Origin of the sequence: Bacteroides sp. M10 (assembly GCF_014334015.1) — a bacterium.
GTDB lineage: Bacteria > Bacteroidota > Bacteroidia > Bacteroidales > Bacteroidaceae > Bacteroides > Bacteroides intestinigallinarum.
Map to the genome: position 1 here is coordinate 6,101,785 of NZ_CP060488.1, position 23,766 is coordinate 6,125,550.

The following is a 23,766-nucleotide window of genomic DNA, read 5'->3' on the forward strand; positions in this document are numbered from 1 at the left end:
GTATTATGCTATACAATAAATGTTATTCAATCCTGATTTCATCAAAATAAACTCTCGCCTCTTGTCCCGGACGTACATGATCGGCAGGACATACTCCCGCCCCTTCTGCCGTTACACGGACATATCTTGCTTCCGTTCCTTTCATATCCACGGAGAAATCTTCGATAAAAGCTCCTTCACGGAAGATCTCTTCAGCAGTAAAATGCAGACCGGCTATCTCACGATAGGTTTCATTATCATCCGAAACTGCTATGCGGATTGATTTCGGTTTATGTACCGCCATGCCGTAGTTGGTGATACAACCTATGGTGAAAGTATTCAATTTGTCTTTTTGCAGCAAATCTATCGTGAAAGAAATATGATCGCCCTTCTCCCAACAACACCATTCAAAGTCTGTATACTTCAAGCTGCCACGTACCCCGTTCGTCATGAGTTTCTCATTCGGCTTATTTCCGAGGATAGGTTTGCCGGTCGCTTTGTTCCAGGCAATAGGCAACACAAGCGTCTGCCCCATCTGCTCACCTTGTGCAAAAGTAGCACTCTTAATGGTTTGAGCCGCCGTTACTGTTAATGAATCGGTATATAAGGATGAACTTGCCGTCGGCTCGCTGCCATCTACTGTATAACGGATTTCCACATCGGGACGAATACACTCCAGCTTCACTCGCAACACTCCGTTTTCGGGAGTCACTTTATGCTGAATATTATACATGGAACGAGCATAAACAATTCCTTTCTCTGCAAGATGCTCATTATACCTGTCCATTCCTTTCAGGAATAAAGCCCAGTCTTTCTTATCCGGTTGTGTCCAAGCGACTTCTGCCACTGCTGCCAGACGGGGGAATAAAAGATAGTCCACATCTTCCGGCTTGTTACAGAATTCTGTCCACATCGAACCTTGCACTCCCATCAATAAGGAAGCATATTCCGGTTTCCAGTCTTTCTGCACCGGTTCGTAGTCATACACATCTTTCAGTGTGTTATTTCCAAAGTATGTCAACGGCTCGAACCACTGTGGTCCCTGATAGCGAATCAAATACATGATGCGCGCCGGAGTCATGATAAACCGATGTCCCTCTTCCGCTGCTTTCAATGCAGCCTGTCCAAATCCCTGCCAACCAAGAATGATAGAGTTGTCGGGCAGAAAGCTGCTATTGGTCAGTTCATCCCAGCCGATCACTTCCCTGCCTTTACTGCGCACATAGTCGCTGATCCGCTTCATGAAGTATCCCTGTAGATCTTCTTCATTAGCCAGCTGTTCCTTTTTCATCCGTGCCTGACACAACGGACACTGTTTCCAATGTGTCTTTTGAGCCTCGTCACCACCAATATGAATATAGCGTGAAGGGAATAATTCCATGATTTCATCCATCACATTTTGCAAAAAGGTGAAGACACTATCGTTTCCCGCACAATAAATAATTTCGGAATTTCGTCCTCCTAAACCGGGCAGTACGCCGATATATTCTTTCACTACCGGACAAGCCAGTTTGGGATAAGCCGCCAATGCAGCATTGCTATGAGCAGGCATATCTATTTCGGGCACAATCTCAACCTGACGTTCAGCAGCATAAGCCACCATTTCCCGAATATCCTCTTGTGTATAGAAGCCTCCTACCGGGGTAGGTTCTCCCTTTTTCGGATTGCGACGGGCAGGAAAAGGTAAATCCTGACGATCCACCCGCCATGCACCGACTTCCGTCAATCGGGGATATTTCTTTATTTCCACCCTCCAGCCGTTGTCGTCTGTCAAATGGAAATGAAGTGTATTCAGTTTAAGCATTGACATACAATCAATGATACGCAATACATTTTCTTTAGGAATAAAGAAACGGGATGCATCCAACAGCAATGCCCGGTATCCAAAACGTGGTTCATCCTGGATGGTCACGACCGGAATGCTCCATTCCAAATTCTTGTCCGACAAGCTTTCTCTTTCAATGGAGGGAGGAAGTAATTGGCGAATTGTTTGCAAGGCATAGAAAAAGCCTTTATTATCCGAAGCTTTAATAATGATCTCTTGGGGAGAAACTTCCAAAGAATAGGCTTCGCTTTTCAAAGATGGGTCTGTCAGTAAACGGACATTTCCCTCTCCTCCTACATTCAGTTTGGGGGTGAAACCGGCTGTACGAGTAAACAAAGCAATCAAACTCCGGGCAACTTCCGCCTGCTCTTCATTCTCCACCACAAAAACGGTCTGATCGGAGAATAAATGGTTGCCACTGCCCGGCATCATCTGTGCCGGGCGTGGAACCATAGAAATACTGTGTGTTAAGTTTGTATTATCACATCCTGTCACTATTGATACCAGAAATCCGGTCAACAGTATGAAGATATATTTTATCATGATATTATTTCAGGGTTATTCCTTGTCTCTTTCGGGGGAGAATCGGACAGGGTCATTATATTGTTCTTGTAGTTTCAACATCTCTTCTTTCAACTCTTTCACTACCGGTTCGTATTCAGGTTGCTCGTAGAGGTTATGCATCTCTGTCGGATCTGCCTGCATGTCATAGAGTTCCCACCAATTGATATCATTATAGAAATGAATCAATTTATAGCGTTCCGTGCGTATTCCATAATGACGTTTCACCATGTGCTCGGCCGGATATTCATAGAAGTGATAATAAAGTGCCTTGCGCCAGTTCTCCGGATGTTCTCCTTTCAACAGAGGAACAAGTGAGACTCCCTGGATATCCGATGGCACCTCTGCTCCTGCCAATTCGAGGAAAGTGGGTGCATAGTCGATGTTCTGTACCATTTCGGTGATATCCCCTCTACGGTCGAAGCCTTTCGGCAAGCGCATGACAAGCGGTGTGCGCATGGATTCTTCATACATAAAGCGTTTGTCGAACCAGCCATGTTCACCCATATAGAAGCCTTGGTCGGAAGTGTAGACAACGAGTGTATTATCCAGTAATCCTTTTTCTTTCAGATAATCGAGTACACGGCCTACATTGTCATCCAGAGACTTCACTGTCTTCATGTAGTCGCGCATATAACGCTGGAACTTCCAGTTAGCCAGTTCTTTTCCTTTCAGATTTTGCTTATAGAAGTCGTCGATAATCGGAGCATAGAATTTGTCCCATGCAGCACGTTGTCCTTCGTCCATTCGGCCCAAGAATCTTTCATACAGTGATTTTAACCGTGAGTTTTTGTCGGGACGCAGCATTTTGAGGTCATAGATCATATCCATATCTTTCACAATGCTCATTTCTTGTGCGGCAGCAGCCGGACGACCTTCATAATCATCAAAGAAATTATCCGGCAATGGGAAAGTCTTGTCCTCATACAAAGCCAGATTGCAGGTATCCGCCATCCAGTTACGATGAATAGCCTTGTGATGAATCAAAAGGCAGAAAGGTTTTTGCGGATCACGCTTGTTTTCCATCCAGTCGATGGCATCATCCGTAATAAGATTGGTGATATAGCCGTGTTTCTGAATGGTATCATTGTTCTGCGTGATAAAGTTCGGATTATAGTAGTCTCCTTGTCCGGGGACAATTTGCCAGTAATCAAATCCTGATGGCAAACTCTCAAGGTGCCATTTACCAACTAATGCGGTCTGATAACCGACTTTTCTCAAGAGTTTAGGGAAAGTCTGTTGAGAACTGTCGAAAACGCAAGTGGTATTATCGTAGAATTTGTTTGCACAGCTATGTTTGCCCGTTATCATGCAGGCGCGGCTGGGACCGCTTAGAGAATTGGCTACAAAACTTTGAGTAAAACGTACTCCGTCGGCAGCAATACGGTCGAGATTCGGAGTTTCCATATAGCGAGTGTCATAACAGCTCATCATTTGAGCCGTATGGTCGTCTGTCATGATATAGACAATGTTCAGAGGTTGCTGTTCCGCAGGTTTTTGCTTGCCTGCACAAGAAGCAAGGGAAGCTACAGCAGCTACTCCCGCTAAAGGAAAGAATAAGTTGGATTGCAGTTTTTCCATAAAAACAACTTTATATTAGATTATAGCGACAAAGGTAGGGGATGCCATCTATTCAGACTTCCACAAATCACCAATTAATGTCCAATATTCTACAAATCTTTTTGTTTCACCAAAAAATACAGGAAATCACTATTTACTTGCTATACTTATAAGTGGCAAAAAGGGGGATTTTCCCCCTTTTGATTGAAAGGTATTCATGTCATTAAAAAATCTGATGACAAAATAGACCTTTTACTCTCCTGCTTCGGGAATCGGTTTGATCTTATCCGCTAGTGCACTCCAACCCGCTTTATATGCTTCTACTTTATCTGTCGCTACAAAGATAGATTCCAAAGCATCACAACCTTCGAAAGCCGTAGCATTATATCCTAAGGTAGTTGCTGATAAAATAGTCAAGCTTTTTAAAGCAACACAGTTCTTGAATGCCAGATTGAAAATATTAATAGTCCCCTTCGGAAGAATAATTGTTTCAATGGATGTGTTCTTGTCCTTTTCTGGCAAAGCAGGAAGATTTATATAAAATGCGTTAGCTGGAATAGCCGCACTATATACCAATTCCGATAAATCAATATTTACCACACCACTTGCTGTCTTCAGAGGTGTAGCGATGTGATCTCTAAAACTTGGAGCTCCTCCAGAACACGCTCCTGTCACCTTAATACTCGATACCCCCTCCGGTATTGTGATAATTGCACCTGTATATTCTATAGTAGTCCACTGGATACCCGGGTCTGTAGCTGCCTTAAACGTCACTGTTTTAATTACTGTTTGAGTTTCTCCATCCGAAAGCAAGAAAGCGACTGTAGCTTCTCCGGTTGCCGGATAAACAACTTTCAATTTTGTGTTATTTCCCGAACCTGTCACTTGGATTGCCCAGTTTGAAGGATTGGTATCCAACATTCTCATAATACAGCCTTCCGGAAGCACTATCGGATAAATTTCTTCTCCTGCAGTCTCTTTACTATATTCCGCTGCTAAATAACCATTCCAGTTGATATATTTAGGAAGTTCTACCGTTGCACCTCCGTTCAATGTAATTGTAACAATATTACCCGATTGAGTAACTCCTGTCACAGGATGGGCAACCGGATATGACGGTATCGTCACTGAATTATCTCCAATGGTTAATTTGGTAGAACCGTCCTGATTTGTTTCCATTTTGATAGCATCTCCACTATTTACGTAAATAGTTTTACCATCTACCTGCAAGGGCTCACCGCCCAATGTCCAATACCATTTACCATCATCGCCTTTATCCACGCCAATACTTTCTTCATTCGTTCCACTCACCTCACCGTCTTTGTTGTAAAACAACGTAATAGGAGATGCATGAAGGAATGAGATTTTATAGCCTTCCGTTCCATCTTCTTTTGTCACCTTCTCTACATCGGTAATATAATCTGTAGCAGTAAGAATTCCCTGCAAGGAATTCAGTTGCTCAACCACTGTCTTCTGCCATTTCTCCAAAGCGGAAATTCTCTCTTCCTGTCCGTTGACTGCATCCCACAAATCTCCGTCATCATAGCTACAACTGCCTAATAAAGTTGCCGCAAATACTACACATAAAATTGATTTCAGTTTCATATTATTATCTTATTAAAAAGGTTTATTTATTCAGTTTATTAATAAAGGATCAGATCTTTCCGATATGGCATATCATGATCGGTATAGGTATCGTCGATATAGAAACGAACCCAGTCTATCTCCATACGGGGAATCAGCGCATTCGGATTATTTTTCAACATATTCCTTGCTGTCAAATAACTCATTTCCATTGATGGATAATTCGGAGCCTGTTTACCTAGGAACATCATCGTCAGAATGTAATAAAGTCCCTCGGTATTTACTTTATCTGTAAACGGCCATCTGGCACCATTAGCCAACGCTTGTGCTTCAGTTATGGTTATTGTAGTCTTACCATTGACTCCCATACGCACGGTCTGATTATCCACCCATTCCATCCAATAAATCTGGAACTGATCTATTGTTCCCGCAATGTCAGTTACGGCAACAGTCGGATTATAATGCCGGCTTCCCCCTGTTCCAGGAGCTGTATTTCCGATATGGAAAGTTTGCTCCGCTGATCTTCTATAGCTTAGATTTCCATGTTTGGTGTTATTTTCCATCACGTCTATTTCTCCAAAATCCGGCCAAACGTTCCACTGCGAGTCGCCTCCTACCTGCTCATTACCCTGGAGCCAGATACCCGGTAACATTCCGCTATTTTCTGCACCACGAATGCGTGCGCGTGTCTCGATACGCATTCCCGGATAAATACGGATGTTAGAGGATGCCCAAGTAGGACTATTTACATTTCCTCGCATAAACTTACAGGAATAAAAAGCAGAAGTTCCAAAATCTTTAGTACCATTATTTCCTGGAGTACGCTCTTTCAGTGAAATCATTCTCAAATAACCTTCGTCTGTAACCCATGCATATTTAGCATTATCCACAGAACCTGCAGTTTCTACCGCCGCTGTGTTCTGGTCAGCAAAACCTAAAGGATATTCATTACTCACATATGTTTTATCATTGCTTTCTTTTGTCGTTAAACACGAAGATATTTTATGAAATTCGTATGCACGGAAGAACTTCCATTTTCCTTCCGGAAGCACTTTTCCACTATTCGGATGAGGATCGCCCTCATTCATTACCTGATAATTAGTCTGTCCCCAAGCTTTTATAGCCGCTTCATTTTTCGGTGAAACAAACAACTGATCTGCATCTTCATATAGCCAGCGCTCATCTCTTACCTCACTGCCCATATTCTTATGAATATCAATCTTCTTTATAATCAGCTTCGTATCTTGCAAAGGATAACGGCTAAGAACAGGAATTGTAGCAAGATCAAGAGTCAGCTCTTCATCCTCGGTAGTATTCACATCTTTTATCATAGTAACCGGCGCACTTTCTACCGAGTTCGCTCCGGCAGGAATAGTCAATTCTAAAGGAAGATTTTCATAACGTTCTCCTTCTCCGGCTTTAGGAGTAATAGTAATGGTAAGTTCGTCTTTCAATGTAGTATTGACGGAAGCTACCAATACAAAAGTCTGTCCCTCCTTCACCGTATTATCGGCATTATTTTTCAATGAAACTTTAGAGTAGTGATAGTCACTGACAGTCACAATTTGCAAAGCACCTGCCATTCTATATCCACGTGCAAATGCAGATATTTCGACGGAACGTTCTCTATTCAGTCCTTCTTTCTTTACAGGAACCCGGACGGTTTTAGTCGTCTCTCCCTGCTTCATGGTAACCACCGATGGAAAATCATCAAATACCAACTGGTCGACTGCTCCTTTATCAGTAGTGGCACTCAATCTGATATTCAGATCCTCATTCATCGCTTTTTTTCCTTCTTCCGTACCTGTCACGTCAAAAGTGATTTCCATCACCTCTCCCATTACCAAATCTGTACTATTCAGTGTCATCTTTAAAGGTACAGGTTCTGCCAACGGGCTTACATTATCATCGTCAGAACATCCTGACATACTCACTGCCACCAATATAAGCAGCATCCACAAATATGTCCATTCTAAAATCTTTTTCATACAGTATATCTTTAATTATAAAGTCTATGATTATTATTTCCACCCCGGATTCTGTTTCATCTGCTTATTCAGTTCCAGTTCACTTGGAGGAATAGGTAACAGATAGTCTCTCTTAGGATTGAATTGATAACCACCCGGTATCAACTCCTGCAAAGGATCCATCCATCCGTTGCCATCTACCAATACTTTGGCCAATGCTTCATGTTTATCTTCCGCAAATGATTTGTATAAAATACCATCATGTCCCAAATATGCTCCTTTGCCACGTTTGCCAACAATTACTTTATCAGCAGCCCAACGCATCAGATCATCCAGACGATATCCCTGCAATGCCAGTTCCACACGACGCTCACGACGAATCTCCTGCATAACGGGAGTCAACGTATAACCATAATCTGTAAAGTTAGGATCTCTGACAGGTGTCACATAAGTGACTCCGGCACGTGCGCGCAGAGGTTTCAATGTTTTACTTAACACTTCATCATCACATTTGCCCAGTTCCTCGGCAGCTTCGGCATAGCTCAATAATGCATCAGCATAACGCATGAGTACCAGTCCGGTTTCACAGTCCCCCGACACGTATGTCGTATCTACTCCAAGACGAATGTGATACCCTGTTACATTTTTGGCATTACCATCACCTGCCAGAAAAGGAGGATTGATTGTTTTATCACCGGCAGAAGCATCTGCCACTTTCATCGGACGAGAACCTTTCGCAGTAGATTTAAACTTATAGCCAGTGCTCATGATAGTTTCTGTGAGACGCAAATCCCTGCTTTTAAAGGTTTCGTTAAAATCCTTAAACTTGCTATTGTTCGGATCAACGGGCGTTCCATCAGCATTCAAATAGGTATTTACCAAATCTCCGGCTATACCGGCAGGTCCATCCTGATCGACAACTCCTCCACCCACTAATCCGGTCAAAGCATGAAATACACCATCAGTAACCGAATATTTTCTCCAGAACAATACTTCTGAAATGTTGGAATAATCATTTTGATTAAACAGACGTCCGTAAGCATCTCCCGAATTGACTACACCGCCATCTGTTTCTTTCGTATTTAATTTTATACCTTGCTCGAAAAGCATATCTCCCCATCTCAACACTTCTCCAAAGAAATAAGCCGATTGGTCAGTGGCAGCCGCAAATTCATCATTCTTGTGGTATTTCTCCCACGAACCTTCATATAGCGCAACCTGCATGGCAAGCAACATAGCCGCTTCCTTACAAATACGCAAACCGCTGTACTTGCTTCTATTGAACAATAGTTTCTCTGCTTTGTCCAGATCTTCCAAGATAAATTTAGCAACTTCACCACGATCTTTCTGCGGGATCTGCAAACCAGCTATCGTGGCATGTTCATCCCAGAAAGCATCCATAATAGGAATATTACCGAACTTCTTCAACTGAACAAAGTGCCAGTAAGCCCGTAAGAAGTAAGCTTCGCCTTTCAATGATTTTACTTCTTCTGTTTCCATGTCTTCCGGTACCAGGTAATAGTGAAAGAAATAGTTCACATTACGCAGATTCCTATAACCGTTTTCCCAGTCTTCACTGCTGGAAAACAAGGTTTCCTCACCATTCAGACGCTTATTGTAAATTTCAGAAAGAATATTATCACTGTTCTTTTCTTCTCCACGCACTCCCATCCCGAATTTTGCCAATGAAGGAAGCGCTGTATAAAGACCATTGATATATCCACGCACTTGGGCTTCACCGGACAAGAACGATTCGTTGTTCGGCACGGTAAGCGGCTCACGATCCAAAAAGTCGGCACAAGAAGATACACATGTGCCAAGACCTGCCATCAATACTATATATAAATAAAATCGTTTCATACTTCTCTATTATTTATTAAAAAGTAAAATCAAGACCAAACACAAAGTTTCTGTTCATCGGATATACTTTACCGTTACCGTTTTCATTGGCAGCGGAGGTAAGTCCCGGTGCTGTGGCATTGCTACCACCCGCCCAAGTATTTACCTGATTCAATGTTTCAGGGTCAAAAGCCTTAGGCAACTTAGTAATAGTGAACAGATTGTCACACGTAAAATATACTCTCAAATTTTCCAGTCTCATCGTTTTCAGGAGTTTCTTGTCGAATGTATAAGACACGGTTAGGTTCTTCATACGCATATAGGCGGCATTGACCATATAGCGTGTTGTATTGTAACCAATATTTGTATTATAATCTACTGTTTTGGGGTCTGTCAGACGAGGAAGATATCCACGGGGATTCGACGGGCTAAAATAGTCGAGATGTTCTTTAAAGAAGTTCTTTCCACCAAAAAGATAAGTACTTCCCGCTAATGCAAAATCACGTTTCGCCACTCCCTGGAATAAAGTAGAGACAGAGAATCCTTTATATCCCAAGTTCAAATTGATACCAAATGAATATTTAGGTGTAGCATTTCCGATTACCTTCAGATCGCCATGATCCTCCAATGTTCCTTTTCCCGGATCTACTTTACCATCACGATTAGTATCCAGATATTTCAAATCACCTACTTGCCAAAGGTTGTCATTCTTAAAGAAAGAAAGGTCTTTACTATTCAGATATGAATCAATCTCCTGATTGGTCATAAACAAGTCATCTGCTACGAATCCCCAGATTTCACCTATATCCATTCCTTCATAATAACCTTTGTTGCGATCCAAACCGGTATGGTTGTTATAAATAATGCCTTCAGGATTGTTATACTTCGTTATAACAGCCTTGTAATTGAATAAATTGAATCCTATTCCATAACTAAAACCACATTTCAACTTATCCTGCCAGTTGACAGAGAGTTCCCAACCACGGTTACGAAGAGTAGCATTATTTATTTTTGCACGATCATCAGGAATGATACCGCTGACAGCCGGAATCGCTTCAGCAGGACCAATCATGTCTTTGGTCGTACGTTGATAAACATCAAACGTTACAGACAAACGATCTTTCAATAACATAAGATCCAAACCGAAGTTGGCAGTATCTACTTTCTCCCATGTGATGTACGGGCTAATCATTTTCGGAGTTAATGAGATTGTTCCTTTACCTATTACATCACCTCCTCCCGGAAGTAACCATGCATTCACATTATTCGGGTCAAGACTCATCACTCCCAGATAATCATATAATCCGGCACCATTCTGATTTCCCAGACGTCCATAAGAGACACGTACTTTAAATTGTGATACCGGCATATTTAAATCGGTAAAGTATTTAGTACGGGCAATGTCATAACCGGCAGAAAAAGACGGGAAGAATCCCCAACGATGTCCCGATGCAAAGCGGGAAGAGCCGTCATAACGTCCGCTAAGTTCCAAGAAATAAGTATTCTGATAGTTCCAGTTGATTCGAGTATAAAATCCCATCGTAGCCCAGTGGGTACGAGCCTCTCCGGCATATACGGTTCCATCAGCATTGTCAAATGAATAAGTATCTTCGCTCAACATTCCATCTTTATACATATATTCACTGGAATTTTCTTGCAATTCCATTTGATAACCTGCCATGATTTTAAAGTCATGATCCCCCCATTGATTCATGTAGGTACTGGACAAACTGGGAGACAGATAGTAATTGAAAGCACTACCGCGTGTCAGTGAACCGAAACGTGTATTTTGCCATCTCATACCCGGATATTGATACCCCTGACGGTTGCCGGAAGTCTCTATAACTTGCCCGTTAGGCAATGCATGATTGCTTTTTTTCAGTTTAAAACTATTATTTTCCACATCCAGACGAGCTTTCATTTCTCCCATGATGTCCCACCCTTGCAGCGGGGTAATAATAGCCGAGAAAGATAATGCATCCGAAACACGGTTCTGATTATAATTGGACTTTTTTAAGTATAATAATTCATTCCAGGTTGGAGTAAAATACTCCGTCTGTTCAATGGGTAATTGAGTCACACGGGTTGGAGCCGTATTGGCTATCGTACCATAAAAAATAGTCTGATTAGCCATCGGGCGATTGATTATGTTTATCGTTGCATTATTATTAAAGTGGAATTTCAACCAATCGGTTGCTGTAACCGAAAACTTAGTATTGATATTATACTTTTTTAGATCATCCTGAACCTGATCCATCAAACCTTCCTGATAAGTATATCCTAAACCAATGTAATAAATAGATTTTTCTCCACCACCCTGTACACTCAAATTATGAGAATGACGTATCGCACGGTCTTTGAAATAATAATCAAACCAATCTGTATTACCATACTGAACATTATCGGCTGCAGCCCAACCGTCACCCGCTTGATTAGGACCGATGCCGGGAAATTCTGCCGAATAAGGATTAGCCATAAAACCTTTCATTTTTTCGATGGTTGCATTTGAGATCTGCGCCGTACGTCCCATATTCACATCCCGCTGATTGCAATAGTTGGCATACTCTAATGAGTTCATCATTTGCGGCATATTAATAGGAGAACTGAAACCAACTGTTCCGCGATAGGTAACACGTGTCTTTTCCTTCCGTCCGCTTTTAGTGGTCACCAATACTACTCCATAAGCAGCACGGGCACCGTACACTGCTGATGCGGAAGCATCTTTCAAAACACTGATACTTTCGATATCGGCAGGATTGACATTCTGCATACTTTGTTCCACACCGTCTACCAATACATAAGGTTCGCCACCATTGATAGAACCAACTCCACGAATATTAAATTTAATTTCAGCACCAGTCTCACCACCTACACCGTCCGCTGCAGCATCTGACGCAAAGTTTAAACCAGCGACATTACCTTGCAGCGCACTAGTCACATCGGTTACCGGACGATTGACAATCGCATCCGACTTAACAGTAGCTACGGCAGCCGTAATTGTATTGCGTTTCTGCTTACCCATACCTACCACTACCACTTCATCAAGTACTTTTGAATCTTCTTTGAGCACGAAACGATTACCCTCCAGTTTCGTTACTTTTACTTCAAGAGGAGAAAAACCTACATAAGAAATAGTTAATGTGGCTCCAACTTTACCTTTTACAGAGAAATTTCCATCAATATCGGTTATGGCACCTTCTTGCCCTCCTTTTACCATGACTGTAGCACCAATAACAGTTTCACCCTTATCATCTACTACTTGTCCTTTAATCATTTGTTGCTGTGCAAATACTCCCGACGGAAACAACAGGAGCAGCATCAGAAGAACAACAAAGCAGCTTTGTTTTTTCATAAGCTTCTTTCTTTTCATAATATTACATTTAATAATAAAGACTTTATTTATTAGCTAACAAAAATAAATCTCAAAGATTATTAGTTTGAAAGAGTTCCTAAAAACCATTATTTGGCAACTCTTATCGGCTACAAAAATAAGAAGGCTATAAAAATAAGATGTTCCAAAATCGCTATTTTATATCCAATTTTGTCTAAAATCATCCATTTCATCGATAAATTATAGCGTTGTAGACATTATTGAACACTTTTCAAGTCAAATAAGGAAATCTATAATTATGATAAGGCCTAACTTTTCTTTTAAGCTGGATACATGTTCTATTTTTCATATCCAGAAAGATGAAACGGTTACAGAAAAAAGTACCCTGGTATAAAAAAGCATTAAGAAATTACATATATATGCATATTAGAAGAGAAATACTACATTTGTTTTCGGATAATATGCATTCTTCCCAAAGAAATTAATAAACTTCCCCGGTGAGCAACAAATCGTTCCTCGGTGAGCAACACCTCCTTACTCACCGAGAAATCTATTCAAAGCCACCGACCAAGATACAAAAGCTCTCTAAAAAGACTATTTGCAAGCTAATTCATCTTTAAATAAGCAACCGAAATAAAAAGCAGAATATTCTCTATATAGGAAAATAAGAAGCATATAAACATAAAAATGAACCAACAAGAAGCATTTTCAACTGTTATACAGTCAAACGACATATAATTTCACACTCTATAAATGAAAATGAAGCGCGTTTTTCTGCAAACTATAAGCCAGTGATCGAAAAATTGAAAGCTGGATGAATGGAATATACATTTTTTCAGATCAGCACATTTTTAATCCAATCCTTTCAGCAACCATACTCTTTCAACGTCTGCATCAACTTTGCTCCATTGATCGGCTTCACCAGATAATCATCACAGCCGGCTTTTAAAGCAGCTACCCGGTCGGCATCAAAAGCATGAGCGGTCAGGGCGATAATTGGAATTTCCGTATTGAATTTCCGAATCTCGGAGGTTGCAGCGCGCCCATCCATAACAGGCATCTTCATATCCATCAGTACCAGATCTACCGCTTGGGTACGAACAATCTCAACCGCCTTCAGCCCATTCGGTGCATGTAGCAGCTGACATTTGTTTTTTAAAATAGAAGATACTAAGAAGAAATTACTCTGAATATCTTCTACTACAAGAATTCTCTTTGGAGACTTCATTTCTCCGGAAGCATGAGATTCATCTTTCTCCCCATTCACTTCTCTTCCAAGCCGTTGACGGGAAGCCCCCGGTTCACTGTCGACCGATTCGAACTGACACGGCAAAACTGCCCAAAACAAAGATCCTTTATTAAATTCCGACTCAAAACCTATCTCTCCTCTGCAAGCCTCAACTATAGCCTTACAAATGGACAATCCCAATCCGGTTCCTTGTGCAAACTCATCCAGTTTCTCGAAACGATGAAACACCTTGTCTTTTTTATCTTCCGGAATACCGATGCCTGTATCGCGAACATAAAGATGGACACTCCCGTTTATCTTTTCATACCTCATTTCAATGGTTCCTTCAGAGGTATATTTGATGGCATTAGTTACAAAATTAGTGAGAATTTGTGCCAACCGGTTCTTATCCAGACGAACAATACAAGACTCATAAGGATTTATAGCAACCAAACGAACCTGTGGATTCACTACACGATGATGCATTGCAGCAGCCAATTCGTTGAAATAAACAGCCAGATCAAAATCTTCGTATTTCAATTCTACCGAGCCAGCTTCTATTTTCGAAAGATCCAGTATGTCGTTAATCAGTTTCAGCAGTAATTCATTGTTGGCATTGATAATCTGGATGAATTCTTCTTTTTCTTCTTTATCTTCCGTCACCATCAGCAAGTCGGAAAAACCTACGATAGCATTTAACGGAGTACGGATTTCATGGCTCATATTTGCCAGAAAAGCAGATTTCAGTTTATCGGATTGTTCCGCCCGATTCCTTTCCTTTTCAAGTTCACCAATCATGTGCTGCCGCTCGGTAACATCATCTACACGAATCACGACACCGTCAACATCTCCCTGTTCATTAAATATAGGAGTAGCAAATACTTCAATGACGTGCTTATTGTCCAGATTAAAAAAGATGGACTCTACCTGACCGGATTTCCGGGCACGTTGCATCACACAATTCTCACAAGGAGTAGTACGATTATGGGCTGTCAGATAGCAAGGTTCTCCTTTTTTGTAAGCCTCATAAGAAAGGCTTTTACTACAAAGTGAGATATTCTCCCATTGTACGATATAGTCGTTTGCAATATACGCTAATCCTGAATTAATATTGTTCAAGACCAATTCATTCTGACGAATCAAATGAATCATCCTTTGCTCGCTCTCAAGAAGTTCTTTTTTCGAGCGCACAGCCTCTTCGTAAAGATTGTCATATTTGTTTTGCCACAAAACACGTTCGGTGACATCTTGAGTTATCACCATATAGTTGGTAATTTCAGACTTATCATTATGTACGAAAGAAACGGTAATCTCGAAGAATTTGATACCGGACAAATGGGTAGGAAAAAGACGTCGCAAAGTTTCAAAATCATATTTTGCCACAAAGCGTACGGTTTCTCCCTTTCGGATCTGCTCCTTGATTTCATCAGAGAAACTGGTGTAGTTGAATAGATTATAGCCCAGAATGTCTTTTTTGTCTTTTATCCCCATTGATCTCAACCGCGAATAATTGACATCTATCATAAGACCATCCTTATCATACAACTCCAAGCCTACAGACAAGTCATTAAAGATATTATGCAAGAAGTTATCAGCTATCCCATTTACCAAAGTCTGTTCCATGCAGCAAAATTTGTATAGTATTACAATATTGATTGTTTATCTAAGCAAAGTTACTTAAATATTTTGTTACATAGAAAGAAAGAGGCCTTTTAGCCTCTTTCAGTATCTTTATCTAGTATTTTGGTATAGGAATTCTTCTGCTTTCGCCAATGTTTCGGGTTTACCGATATCAATCAGATGCAATTTTTCTGCCAGGTAACCGCCATAGTTCACTTGCCGGCAAGTGGCAAGATAGAAATCCATAATTGAGAATTTCCCATCCCAGCAAGGAGAAGTCATCCACTGGAAAATGGCTGGTGAAAGTACATGGATGCCACTGAATGCGTATTCCTGATAAAGAGAACGATCATAATAAAGACCTTCCGGTTTCACTTGTTCGGTATCCTTGTTGATCCATCCGCAAAGTCTCTTATCCATATCAAAAAGAAGATAGCGGGACGTTTTACGCCGGCTGGCCAGTAAAGTGGCAACAGCGCCACTTTGTAAATGATAGTCATATAATTCTTTCAGATTCACATCTGAAAGAATATCTACATTATGTATCAGGAAAGGTTCATCGGAATTTTCAAAGAAAGGACGGGCTTTCCTGACTCCCCCACCCGTATCGAGCAACAGCTCACGTTCGTCGGAGATATGTATGGTAAGCCCGAAATTCCCGTTGGCTTTCAGGAAGTCAAGTATTTGATCGCCAAAATGGTGGATGTTAATCACTATTTCCGTGAATCCGGCAGCTTTCAGTTTTAAAATCACATGTTCCAACATCGGACGTCCGGCTATGGGAACCATGGCCTTAGGCATGGTATCGGTAAGCGGTTTCAACCGGCTACCCAAACCGGCTGCAAATATCATTGCTTTCATTTTGCCTCAAACGTACGTTCTATATTCTGTTCCCGGTGCACCAGTTCGACTTTCACACCAAATTTCTGATTCAGGTGTTCTGCCAGATGCTGGGCTGAGTAAACGGAACGATGTTGTCCACCGGTACAGCCAAAGCAAACGGACAAATTGCTGAATCCACGTTCCATATAGCGTTTCACGGAGGCGTCTACCAAAGCATAGACATGATCGAGGAAACGGAGTATTTCACCATCTTCTTCGAGGAAAGTAATTACAGGTTCATCCAGTCCGGTAAAGGGTTTGTAACGCTCATACTTACCGGGATTGTTGACGGCCCGGCAGTCAAACACATACCCTCCTCCATTGCCGGTGGAGTCATCAGGAATCCCTTTCTTATAAGCAAAGCTCATCACCTTGACAGTAAGCTGCCGCTTTTTCAGGTCATCCGTAAACTGTTTCAGTCCGGTAAGTTCCCGTAAAACTTTGCAGAGATACGGATATTCCGGGTATTCTTCTTTTAGCAATTCACGCAGGTTTTCGATGGCATAGGGAACACTCTGAATAAAATGCGGTTTCTTTTCGAAGTATCCACGGAACCCATAAGCGCCCAGCACTTGCAACGTACGGAAAAGAACAAAGTGACGAAGTTGGCTATAAAAATAGGATTCGTCAATCGGTTGGTATTTGCGAAGAGCTTCTATATATTCTTGCAGCAGTTCTCTACGGAGACTATCCGGGTATTTCGCTTTCGCTTGCCACAGGAAGGAGGCTATGTCATAATAGAACGGTCCTTTGCGTCCTCCCTGAAAGTCGATGAGCCACGGTTCTCCGTCTTTTATCATCACATTACGGCTCTGAAAATCACGATACATGAAAGTAGCGGAAGAACTACGAAGCAAGACATCACTCATTTTCTGGAAATCGTCTTCCAGTTTGTCTTCCTGGAACTCCATGCCGGTAGCTTTCAGGAAACAATATTTGAAGTAATTCAAATCCCAGAGAATAGACCGTTGATTGAACTCCGGTTGAGGATAGCAGCGAGAAAAATCGAAACCATCGGCACCGGCAAACTGGATAGCAGGAAGCAGGCGGATCGTCTTTCGAAGCAACTCTTTTTCGTCTTCGGAAAAAACACTGGTAGCACGTCCTTTCTCTATGGCATGAAACAATAGGGTATCTCCTAAATCTTCCTGCAAGTAATAGGCTTTATCCTCCGAGACGATGCGAACTTCGGGAACAGGCAGACCGCATTTGCGGAAATGTTCTGCCATATAAAGAAAAGCTTCATTCTCGTCGATAGAAGCTCCATAAACGCCAATCAAGACTTGTATACCCGTCAACCGAAAATAACGGCGATTGGAACCGGAAGATGGTAATTCAGTGATGTTTTCAGCGGGAACACCCGTATATGACTGATAAAGGTTCTGTAGTTCTTCGATAATCATAGTCGTATATTTTCGAGCAAAGATAGAGAATCTAGCTAAATAAAGAAAAGAAATTTCATTCAAAGACTATTCTCTTACTCAAAGGAATAATAAAATAAGCTTGTTTTATAACAAACATTCATTTGAATATATTATCTTTGTTTCAGTTTAACTGACCTAATTCCATGAAAACAAGAATCTTTATTCTACTATACATAGCATTTTTTATGCAGCTTGCCGGTATTCTTCCAATACAAGCCGGGCATTACTTTTATAAACAAATTTCGCTGAAAGACGGACTCCCCTCCACCGTACGATGTATCTTGACAGATGAGCAAGGTTTTGTGTGGATAGGAACCCGTTCCGGACTAGGACGATATGACGGACACGAACTAAAAAAATACATTCATCAGGCGAATAATCCGGATTCTTCCCTCCCTCATAACATAATTAATCAAATCACAGAGGACAAGCAGAATAATATCTGGGTTCTGACGGATAAGGGATTGGCATGTTATCAACGGCAAAGTGATAATTTTTTTATTCCTACAGATGAAAAAGGGAATAATATCTGGGTCAATTCGACTTGCCTGATTAAAGACGGGGTATTGTTCGGCTCGCAAAACAAGTTTTATTTCTATAGTTATCAAGATTCCTCTCTCCGCCTTTTGCAGTCACTCAATCAGGAGTCCAATTTCAACATCACGCAACTGAGTCTATGGAATGACCATACTCTCCTTTGCTGTAGCCGATGGCAAGGGTTACTACTTTTAGATTTAAATACAGGCAAATATAGTCTTCCTCCTTTTGACTGCGGAAAAGAAATCATGAATATGTTGATCGATTCACAGAACAGGATATGGATCGCTCCTTACAACGGAGGTGTAAGCTGTTTTACTCATGATGGAACACGACTGGCTTCGTATACCACGCAGAACTCTGAATTGAACAATGACGTCGTACTAAGCCTCGCTGAACGAGAAGGGAAAATTTGGATCGGAACAGACGGAGGTGGTATCAATATCCTCGAACCGAAAACAGGAAAATTCACCTTGCTGGAACACATACCGGGAAGCGACAATTATTCCCTCCCTGCCAATTCCATCCTCTGTCTTTACAATGACCGAAACAACAATATGTGGGCAGGAAGTATCCGCAACGGACTAATCAGTATTCGGGAAGTATCCATGAAAACTTATACGAACGTATTGCCGGGAAATGATAACGGACTAAGCAACAACACTGTACTAAGTATTTATCAGGAATCCAGCGATCGTATCTGGGTAGGTACAGACGGTGGAGGTATTAACCTGTTTAATCCTGTCACAGAGAAATTCACTCACTATCCTTCTACATGGCAAAACAAAGTGGCATCCATCTGTCCCTTTACCTCCGGCAATCTGTTGCTCTCCATTTTCTCACAAGGAGTATTTGTGTTCAATCCGGCAACCGGCAAAAAAACTCCGTTCATTATTATCGACCCGGAGACATCCACACGTCTCGGAAGCCGCGGGAAAACAGTGAACTTATTTCAGAACACTCCTCACAGTGTATTACTGCTCGGAGATCATGTTTATCAATATGACTTAAAAAAACAGACGTTCAGTATCGCTACCGAGCAACAGGGAGCGGACATTATCGGCACTATTCTCCCCATAATGAATGATAAAAACCTCACCTATCTGAATGATACTAAACATATTTTCAGTCTGAATAACGAGACTAACCGACTTGAGACCTTGTATCAATGCATTAAAGATACGCTTATCAACTCCGTCTCCCGGGACGAATATGGTAATTTCTGGATAGGCAATAATTACGGACTGGTACATTACAACCCTGCTACGCAAAAACAAACCCCGATACCCACTTCTCTTTTCAGTGAAGTCACACAAGTAGTGTGCGACCAACAAGGAAAAGTTTGGATAGGAACAGATAATATGCTCTTCGCATGGTTGATTAAAGAGAAGAAATTTGTTTTATTCGGTGAATCTGATGGGGTGATCCAGAATGAGTATCTATCCAAACCCCGTTTGCTAAGTTCACAGGGAGATGTCTACATGGGAGGCGTGAAAGGATTGCTTTACATTAACAGTAAATTGCCGCTAGTTACTACCGGAGTGCCCAAACTCCAATTATCAGAGGTTGTCATCAATGGTGAATCCGTTAACGATAAGCTTACTGGCAATCCGACAGGTATATCCGCACCTTGGAACAGTAATATTACGATTCGGATCATGTCGAAAGAAGAAGACATCTTCCGACAGAAAGTGTATCGATATCAGATAGAAGGACTAAACGATCAACAAATCGAATCATATAACCCTGAACTGGTTATACGCTCTCTCCCTCCGGGAAGTTACAAGATCATGGCTTCCTGCACGGCCAAAGATGGTAGTTGGATTCCCAATCAGGAGGTACTGGAACTGACGATTTTACCTCCCTGGTATCGGACATGGTGGTTTATCATTAGTTGTGCGGTGTTCATTACTGCTGCTGTCATCGAAACTTTCCGAAGGACGTTAAAACGCAAAGAGGAAAAACTGAAATGGGCAATGAAGGAACATGAGCAACAGGTATATGAAGAAAAGGTGCGCTTCCTGATTAATATCAGTCACGAACTGCGTACCCCATTGACACTCATACATGCACCGCTTAGCCGAATATTAAAATCGCTTTCTGCCGAAGATACACAATATCTGCCAATAAAAGCGATATATCGCCAGTCACAGCGAATGAAGAATCTTATTAATATGGTACTTGACGTGCGTAAGATGGAGGTTGGAGAAAGCAAATTGCAGATACACCCGTATGCGCTCAATCAATGGATTGAACATGTATCACAAGATTTCATCAGCGAAGGCGAAGCAAAGAACGTATGTATTCGTTATCAGCTTGATCCGCATATCGACACTGTTAGTTTCGATAAAGACAAGTGTGAGATTATTCTAAGTAATCTGCTCATCAATGCCTTAAAACACAGTCCGCAAGATGCAGAAATAATCATTACTTCAGAGTTGCTTTCAGAGGGAAACAGGGTTCGTATCTCCATCATAGATCAAGGAAACGGTCTCAAACAAGTAAATACACAGAAACTCTTCACCCGTTTCTACCAGGGTACAGGAGAACAGAGCGGAACTGGAATCGGACTATCTTATTCCAAGATTCTGGTCGAACTGCATGGAGGGTCTATCGGTGCCCAAGATAATCAGGAAGCCGGTGCAACATTCTTCTTTGAACTCCCGCTGCGACAACAGTCGGAAGAGATTATCTGTCAACCGAAAGCCTACCTGAACGAGTTGATGAGTGATGACAGTAAAGAACAACTGCCGGAGGAGAGTAATTTCGACACGAGTCCTTACAGTGTGTTAGTAGTAGATGATAATCCGGACCTGACGGATTTCCTGAAAAAATCACTGGGGGAATATTTCAAACGGGTAATCATTGCTTCGGATGGTGTGGAAGCTCTCCAACTGACCAAAAGCCATGTTCCGGATATTATCGTCAGTGACGTGATGATGCCGAGAATGAATGGATATGAACTTTGTAAAAATATAAAGGAAGACATTACCATCAGTCACATTCCCATTGTGCTGCTAACTGCAAGAGATGATAAACAAAGCCAGTTAAGTGGTTATAAGAACGGGGCAGACGCTTATCTTACAAAACCTTTTGAGGTAGAAATGTTGATGGAAATCATTCGCAACCGGTTAAAGAACCGTGAATCTATCAAGAAGAGATATTTGAATACAGGATTGGTCCCTGCACCGGAAGAAAGCACATTCAGCCAGGCAGATGAAACTTTCTTATTGAAACTGAATAAAATTATTCAGGAGAATCTGGATAACAGCAATCTGGATGTCACTCTTATTTGCAAAGAAATAGGAATGAGCCGGGCTTCCCTTTACAATAAGCTGAAAGCTCTAACCGATATGGGAGCCAATGATTACATTAATAAATTCCGGATGGAGAAAGCGATCACATTAATCACTCATACGGATATGTCTTTCACGGAAATTACCGAGAAGATCGGATTTACTACTTCACGCTATTTCAGTACGGCTTTCAAACAATACACAGGAGAAACGCCGACCCAATACAAAGAAAGGCAGAAACGAGAAAGGAAAGAATGAGAATAAAAAAAGGTGAACATCATGCGGATAGGAAATATCCACGATGATGTTCACCATCCATTTTATCATTGCATCTCACTTAATTTCAGCCATTCACTTTCTTATAATCCTCCAGGAACTTCTTCAATCCCGAATCAGTTAACGGATGAGTGAGCAATCCTTTGATAGCACTTAACGGACAAGTAGCCACATCAGCTCCTACTTCCACACACTCGATAATATGTTTTGTATTGCGAATAGAAGCAGCCAGCACCTGTGTTTTATAATCATACGTACGATACATACGTACAATATCTCCCACCAGTTTCACTCCATCTTCACAAATATCGTCCAGACGGCCGACAAAAGGTGAAACATAGGTCGCTCCGGCTTTAGCTGCCAACAATGCCTGCCCTACTGAAAAGACTAATGTACAGTTGGTACGGATTCCTTTTTGCGTGAAATGTTTGATGGCTTTGATTCCATCGGCAATGCAAGGAACTTTCACTACGATATGCGGATTGAGTGCGGCAAGTTCTTCGCCCTCACGAATCATTCCTTCATAATCGGTTGCTATCACCTCGGCACTTACATCTCCGTCAACAATCTTGCATATCTTGACGTAATGTTCACGCTGGTTCTGCGTTCCTTTAATGCCTTCTTTCGCCATCAGCGAAGGGTTGGTAGTCACACCGTCAAGCACTCCGAGGTCATAAGCCTCCTGAATCTGCTCCAGATTAGCTGTGTCAATAAAAAACTTCATACTCTTAATTTTTAATGGTTAACGATCTAATAGTCAAAGATAAGAATTTATTTCTATTCATCCCTGATTAAGCGATCGTAATTGACGGATCAAGATATACATCCTGAATGGTATTCAATAATTCGACTCCTTCGTTCATTGGCTTCTGGAATGCTTTACGTCCGCTAATCAATCCCATACCTCCGGCACGTTTGTTGACTACGGCTGTAATGACAGCATCACGCAAATCGGAAGAACCATGAGATTCTCCACCCGAGTTAATCAAGCCTACACGTCCCATATAGCCGTTGGCTACCTGGTAACGGCAAAGGTCAATCGGATGTTCGGAAGCTAGTTCAGTATACATACGCTCGTCGATCTTTCCGAAACCAATGGCTTTGAAGCCACCATTATTAGTAGGAAGTTTCTGTTTCACAATGTCAGCTTTGATAGTGACTCCCAAGCGGTCGGCCTGGCCTGTCAGGTCGGCGGCAGCATGGTAATCGACTGCACCTTTCTTAAAATCATTGTTGCGCAGATAACACCAGAGGATGGTTGCCATACCCAATTCGTGAGCATATTCAAAAGCTTCGGCAATCTCTACCAGTTGACGGCGACTTTGTTCCGAGCCGAAATAAATAGTAGCTCCTACGGCCACTGCTCCCATGTTCCAGGCTTCTTTGACAGTGCCAAACAACACCTGGTCGAAGCTATTCGGGTAAGAGAGCAGTTCATTGTGGTTCAATTTCACAATGAAGGGTATCTTATGCGCATATTTACGTGCTACGGATCCAAGAATTCCAAACGTGGAAGCTACTCCGTTACAACCGCCTTCAATAGCCAGTTTCACAATATTTTCAGGATCGAAATAGATCGGATTGGGAGCAAATGATGCTCCGGCAGTATGTTCGATGTCCTGATCGACAGGAAGTATAGACACATAACCGGTATTTGCCAGCCGTCCATGTCCCAACAGGGATTGCAGGTTATTTAATACTCTTATGTTTCGATCCGAATCAATCCAGATTTTATCTATCGTATCGGGAGACGGAACATGAATTAATGATTTATCGATGGTTTCACAGGTATGTTCCAAATAATAACAGGCCTGATCTCTTAATAATTCAACTACTTTACTCATAACTTTACTTTTT

12 protein-coding genes are annotated in these 23,766 nt (G+C 41.7%); 1 reads left to right on the forward strand and 11 read right to left on the reverse strand.

Features of this window, described 5'->3' with window-relative positions:
* Window positions 1-22: 22 nt before the first annotated feature.
* From H8796_RS22825 to H8796_RS22865, 9 genes are all read right to left on the reverse strand, one after another.
* Window positions 23-2,347: a family 20 glycosylhydrolase gene (locus H8796_RS22825; protein ID WP_117934057.1), complete on the reverse strand. Its 2,325-nt coding sequence runs from the start codon at window positions 2,345-2,347 to the stop codon at window positions 23-25.
* A gap of 15 nt (window positions 2,348-2,362) precedes the next feature.
* The gene (locus H8796_RS22830) at window positions 2,363-3,946 is read right to left on the reverse strand and encodes a sulfatase (RefSeq protein ID WP_117934059.1); all 1,584 of its coding nucleotides are present in this window, start codon (window positions 3,944-3,946) and stop codon (window positions 2,363-2,365) included.
* Between the two features lie 231 nt (window positions 3,947-4,177).
* Window positions 4,178-5,530, reverse strand: coding sequence for a PL29 family lyase N-terminal domain-containing protein (locus H8796_RS22835; RefSeq protein ID WP_117934061.1), 1,353 nt, complete (start codon window positions 5,528-5,530; stop codon window positions 4,178-4,180).
* Between the two features lie 38 nt (window positions 5,531-5,568).
* Window positions 5,569-7,497 carry a DUF5006 domain-containing protein gene (locus H8796_RS22840; RefSeq protein ID WP_117934063.1) on the reverse strand — a complete coding sequence of 643 codons (1,929 nt, stop codon included), beginning with the start codon at window positions 7,495-7,497 and terminating at the stop codon, window positions 5,569-5,571.
* Window positions 7,498-7,530: 33 nt separating this feature from the next.
* Window positions 7,531-9,336, reverse strand: coding sequence for a RagB/SusD family nutrient uptake outer membrane protein (locus H8796_RS22845; RefSeq protein ID WP_117934065.1), 1,806 nt, complete (start codon window positions 9,334-9,336; stop codon window positions 7,531-7,533).
* 16 nt (window positions 9,337-9,352) lie between these two features.
* Entirely contained in the window at window positions 9,353-12,685 is a 3,333-nt protein-coding gene (locus tag H8796_RS22850; protein WP_117934067.1) for a TonB-dependent receptor, read from the reverse strand.
* Window positions 12,686-13,511: 826 nt separating this feature from the next.
* Window positions 13,512-15,497 carry a response regulator gene (locus H8796_RS22855; RefSeq protein WP_117934069.1) on the reverse strand — a complete coding sequence of 662 codons (1,986 nt, stop codon included), beginning with the start codon at window positions 15,495-15,497 and terminating at the stop codon, window positions 13,512-13,514.
* A gap of 108 nt (window positions 15,498-15,605) precedes the next feature.
* Window positions 15,606-16,355, reverse strand: coding sequence for a nucleotidyltransferase family protein (locus H8796_RS22860; RefSeq protein ID WP_187343881.1), 750 nt, complete (start codon window positions 16,353-16,355; stop codon window positions 15,606-15,608).
* On the reverse strand, window positions 16,352-17,779 hold the full coding sequence (locus H8796_RS22865; protein ID WP_117934071.1) for an RNase adapter RapZ: 1,428 nt from the start codon (window positions 17,777-17,779) through the stop codon (window positions 16,352-16,354). The genes H8796_RS22860 and H8796_RS22865 overlap by 4 nt, the downstream gene beginning before the upstream one ends.
* A 164-nt stretch (window positions 17,780-17,943) precedes the next feature.
* Here H8796_RS22865 and H8796_RS22870 point away from each other — a divergent pair, with 164 nt between their 5' ends.
* Window positions 17,944-21,891, forward strand: a complete 3,948-nt coding sequence (locus H8796_RS22870) for a two-component regulator propeller domain-containing protein (protein WP_117934073.1) — start codon at window positions 17,944-17,946, stop codon at window positions 21,889-21,891.
* Window positions 21,892-21,976: 85 nt separating this feature from the next.
* Here the strand turns inward: H8796_RS22870 and fsa are convergent, their stop codons facing one another.
* Window positions 21,977-22,633: a fructose-6-phosphate aldolase gene (fsa, locus tag H8796_RS22875; RefSeq protein WP_117934075.1), complete on the reverse strand. Its 657-nt coding sequence runs from the start codon at window positions 22,631-22,633 to the stop codon at window positions 21,977-21,979.
* Window positions 22,634-22,700: 67 nt separating this feature from the next.
* A complete protein-coding gene (locus H8796_RS22880) occupies window positions 22,701-23,753 on the reverse strand; it encodes a class I fructose-bisphosphate aldolase (RefSeq protein ID WP_117934077.1) in 1,053 nt (350 codons plus the stop codon).
* Window positions 23,754-23,766 lie beyond the last annotated feature (13 nt).

What these genes read in the sequence shown, in the direction of transcription:
- H8796_RS22825 (WP_117934057.1), bottom strand. Translation starts at nt 2,347, where the DNA reads ATGATAAAATATATCTTCATACTGTTGACCGGATTTCTGGTATCAATA.
- H8796_RS22830 (WP_117934059.1), bottom strand. Translation starts at nt 3,946, where the DNA reads ATGGAAAAACTGCAATCCAACTTATTCTTTCCTTTAGCGGGAGTAGCT.
- H8796_RS22835 (WP_117934061.1), bottom strand. Translation starts at nt 5,530, where the DNA reads ATGAAACTGAAATCAATTTTATGTGTAGTATTTGCGGCAACTTTATTA.
- H8796_RS22840 (WP_117934063.1), bottom strand. Translation starts at nt 7,497, where the DNA reads ATGAAAAAGATTTTAGAATGGACATATTTGTGGATGCTGCTTATATTG.
- H8796_RS22845 (WP_117934065.1), bottom strand. Translation starts at nt 9,336, where the DNA reads ATGAAACGATTTTATTTATATATAGTATTGATGGCAGGTCTTGGCACA.
- H8796_RS22850 (WP_117934067.1), bottom strand. Translation starts at nt 12,685, where the DNA reads ATGAAAAGAAAGAAGCTTATGAAAAAACAAAGCTGCTTTGTTGTTCTT.
- H8796_RS22855 (WP_117934069.1), bottom strand. Translation starts at nt 15,497, where the DNA reads ATGGAACAGACTTTGGTAAATGGGATAGCTGATAACTTCTTGCATAAT.
- H8796_RS22860 (WP_187343881.1), bottom strand. Translation starts at nt 16,355, where the DNA reads ATGAAAGCAATGATATTTGCAGCCGGTTTGGGTAGCCGGTTGAAACCG.
- H8796_RS22865 (WP_117934071.1), bottom strand. Translation starts at nt 17,779, where the DNA reads ATGATTATCGAAGAACTACAGAACCTTTATCAGTCATATACGGGTGTT.
- H8796_RS22870 (WP_117934073.1), top strand. Translation starts at nt 17,944, where the DNA reads ATGAAAACAAGAATCTTTATTCTACTATACATAGCATTTTTTATGCAG.
- fsa (WP_117934075.1), bottom strand. Translation starts at nt 22,633, where the DNA reads ATGAAGTTTTTTATTGACACAGCTAATCTGGAGCAGATTCAGGAGGCT.
- H8796_RS22880 (WP_117934077.1), bottom strand. Translation starts at nt 23,753, where the DNA reads ATGAGTAAAGTAGTTGAATTATTAAGAGATCAGGCCTGTTATTATTTG.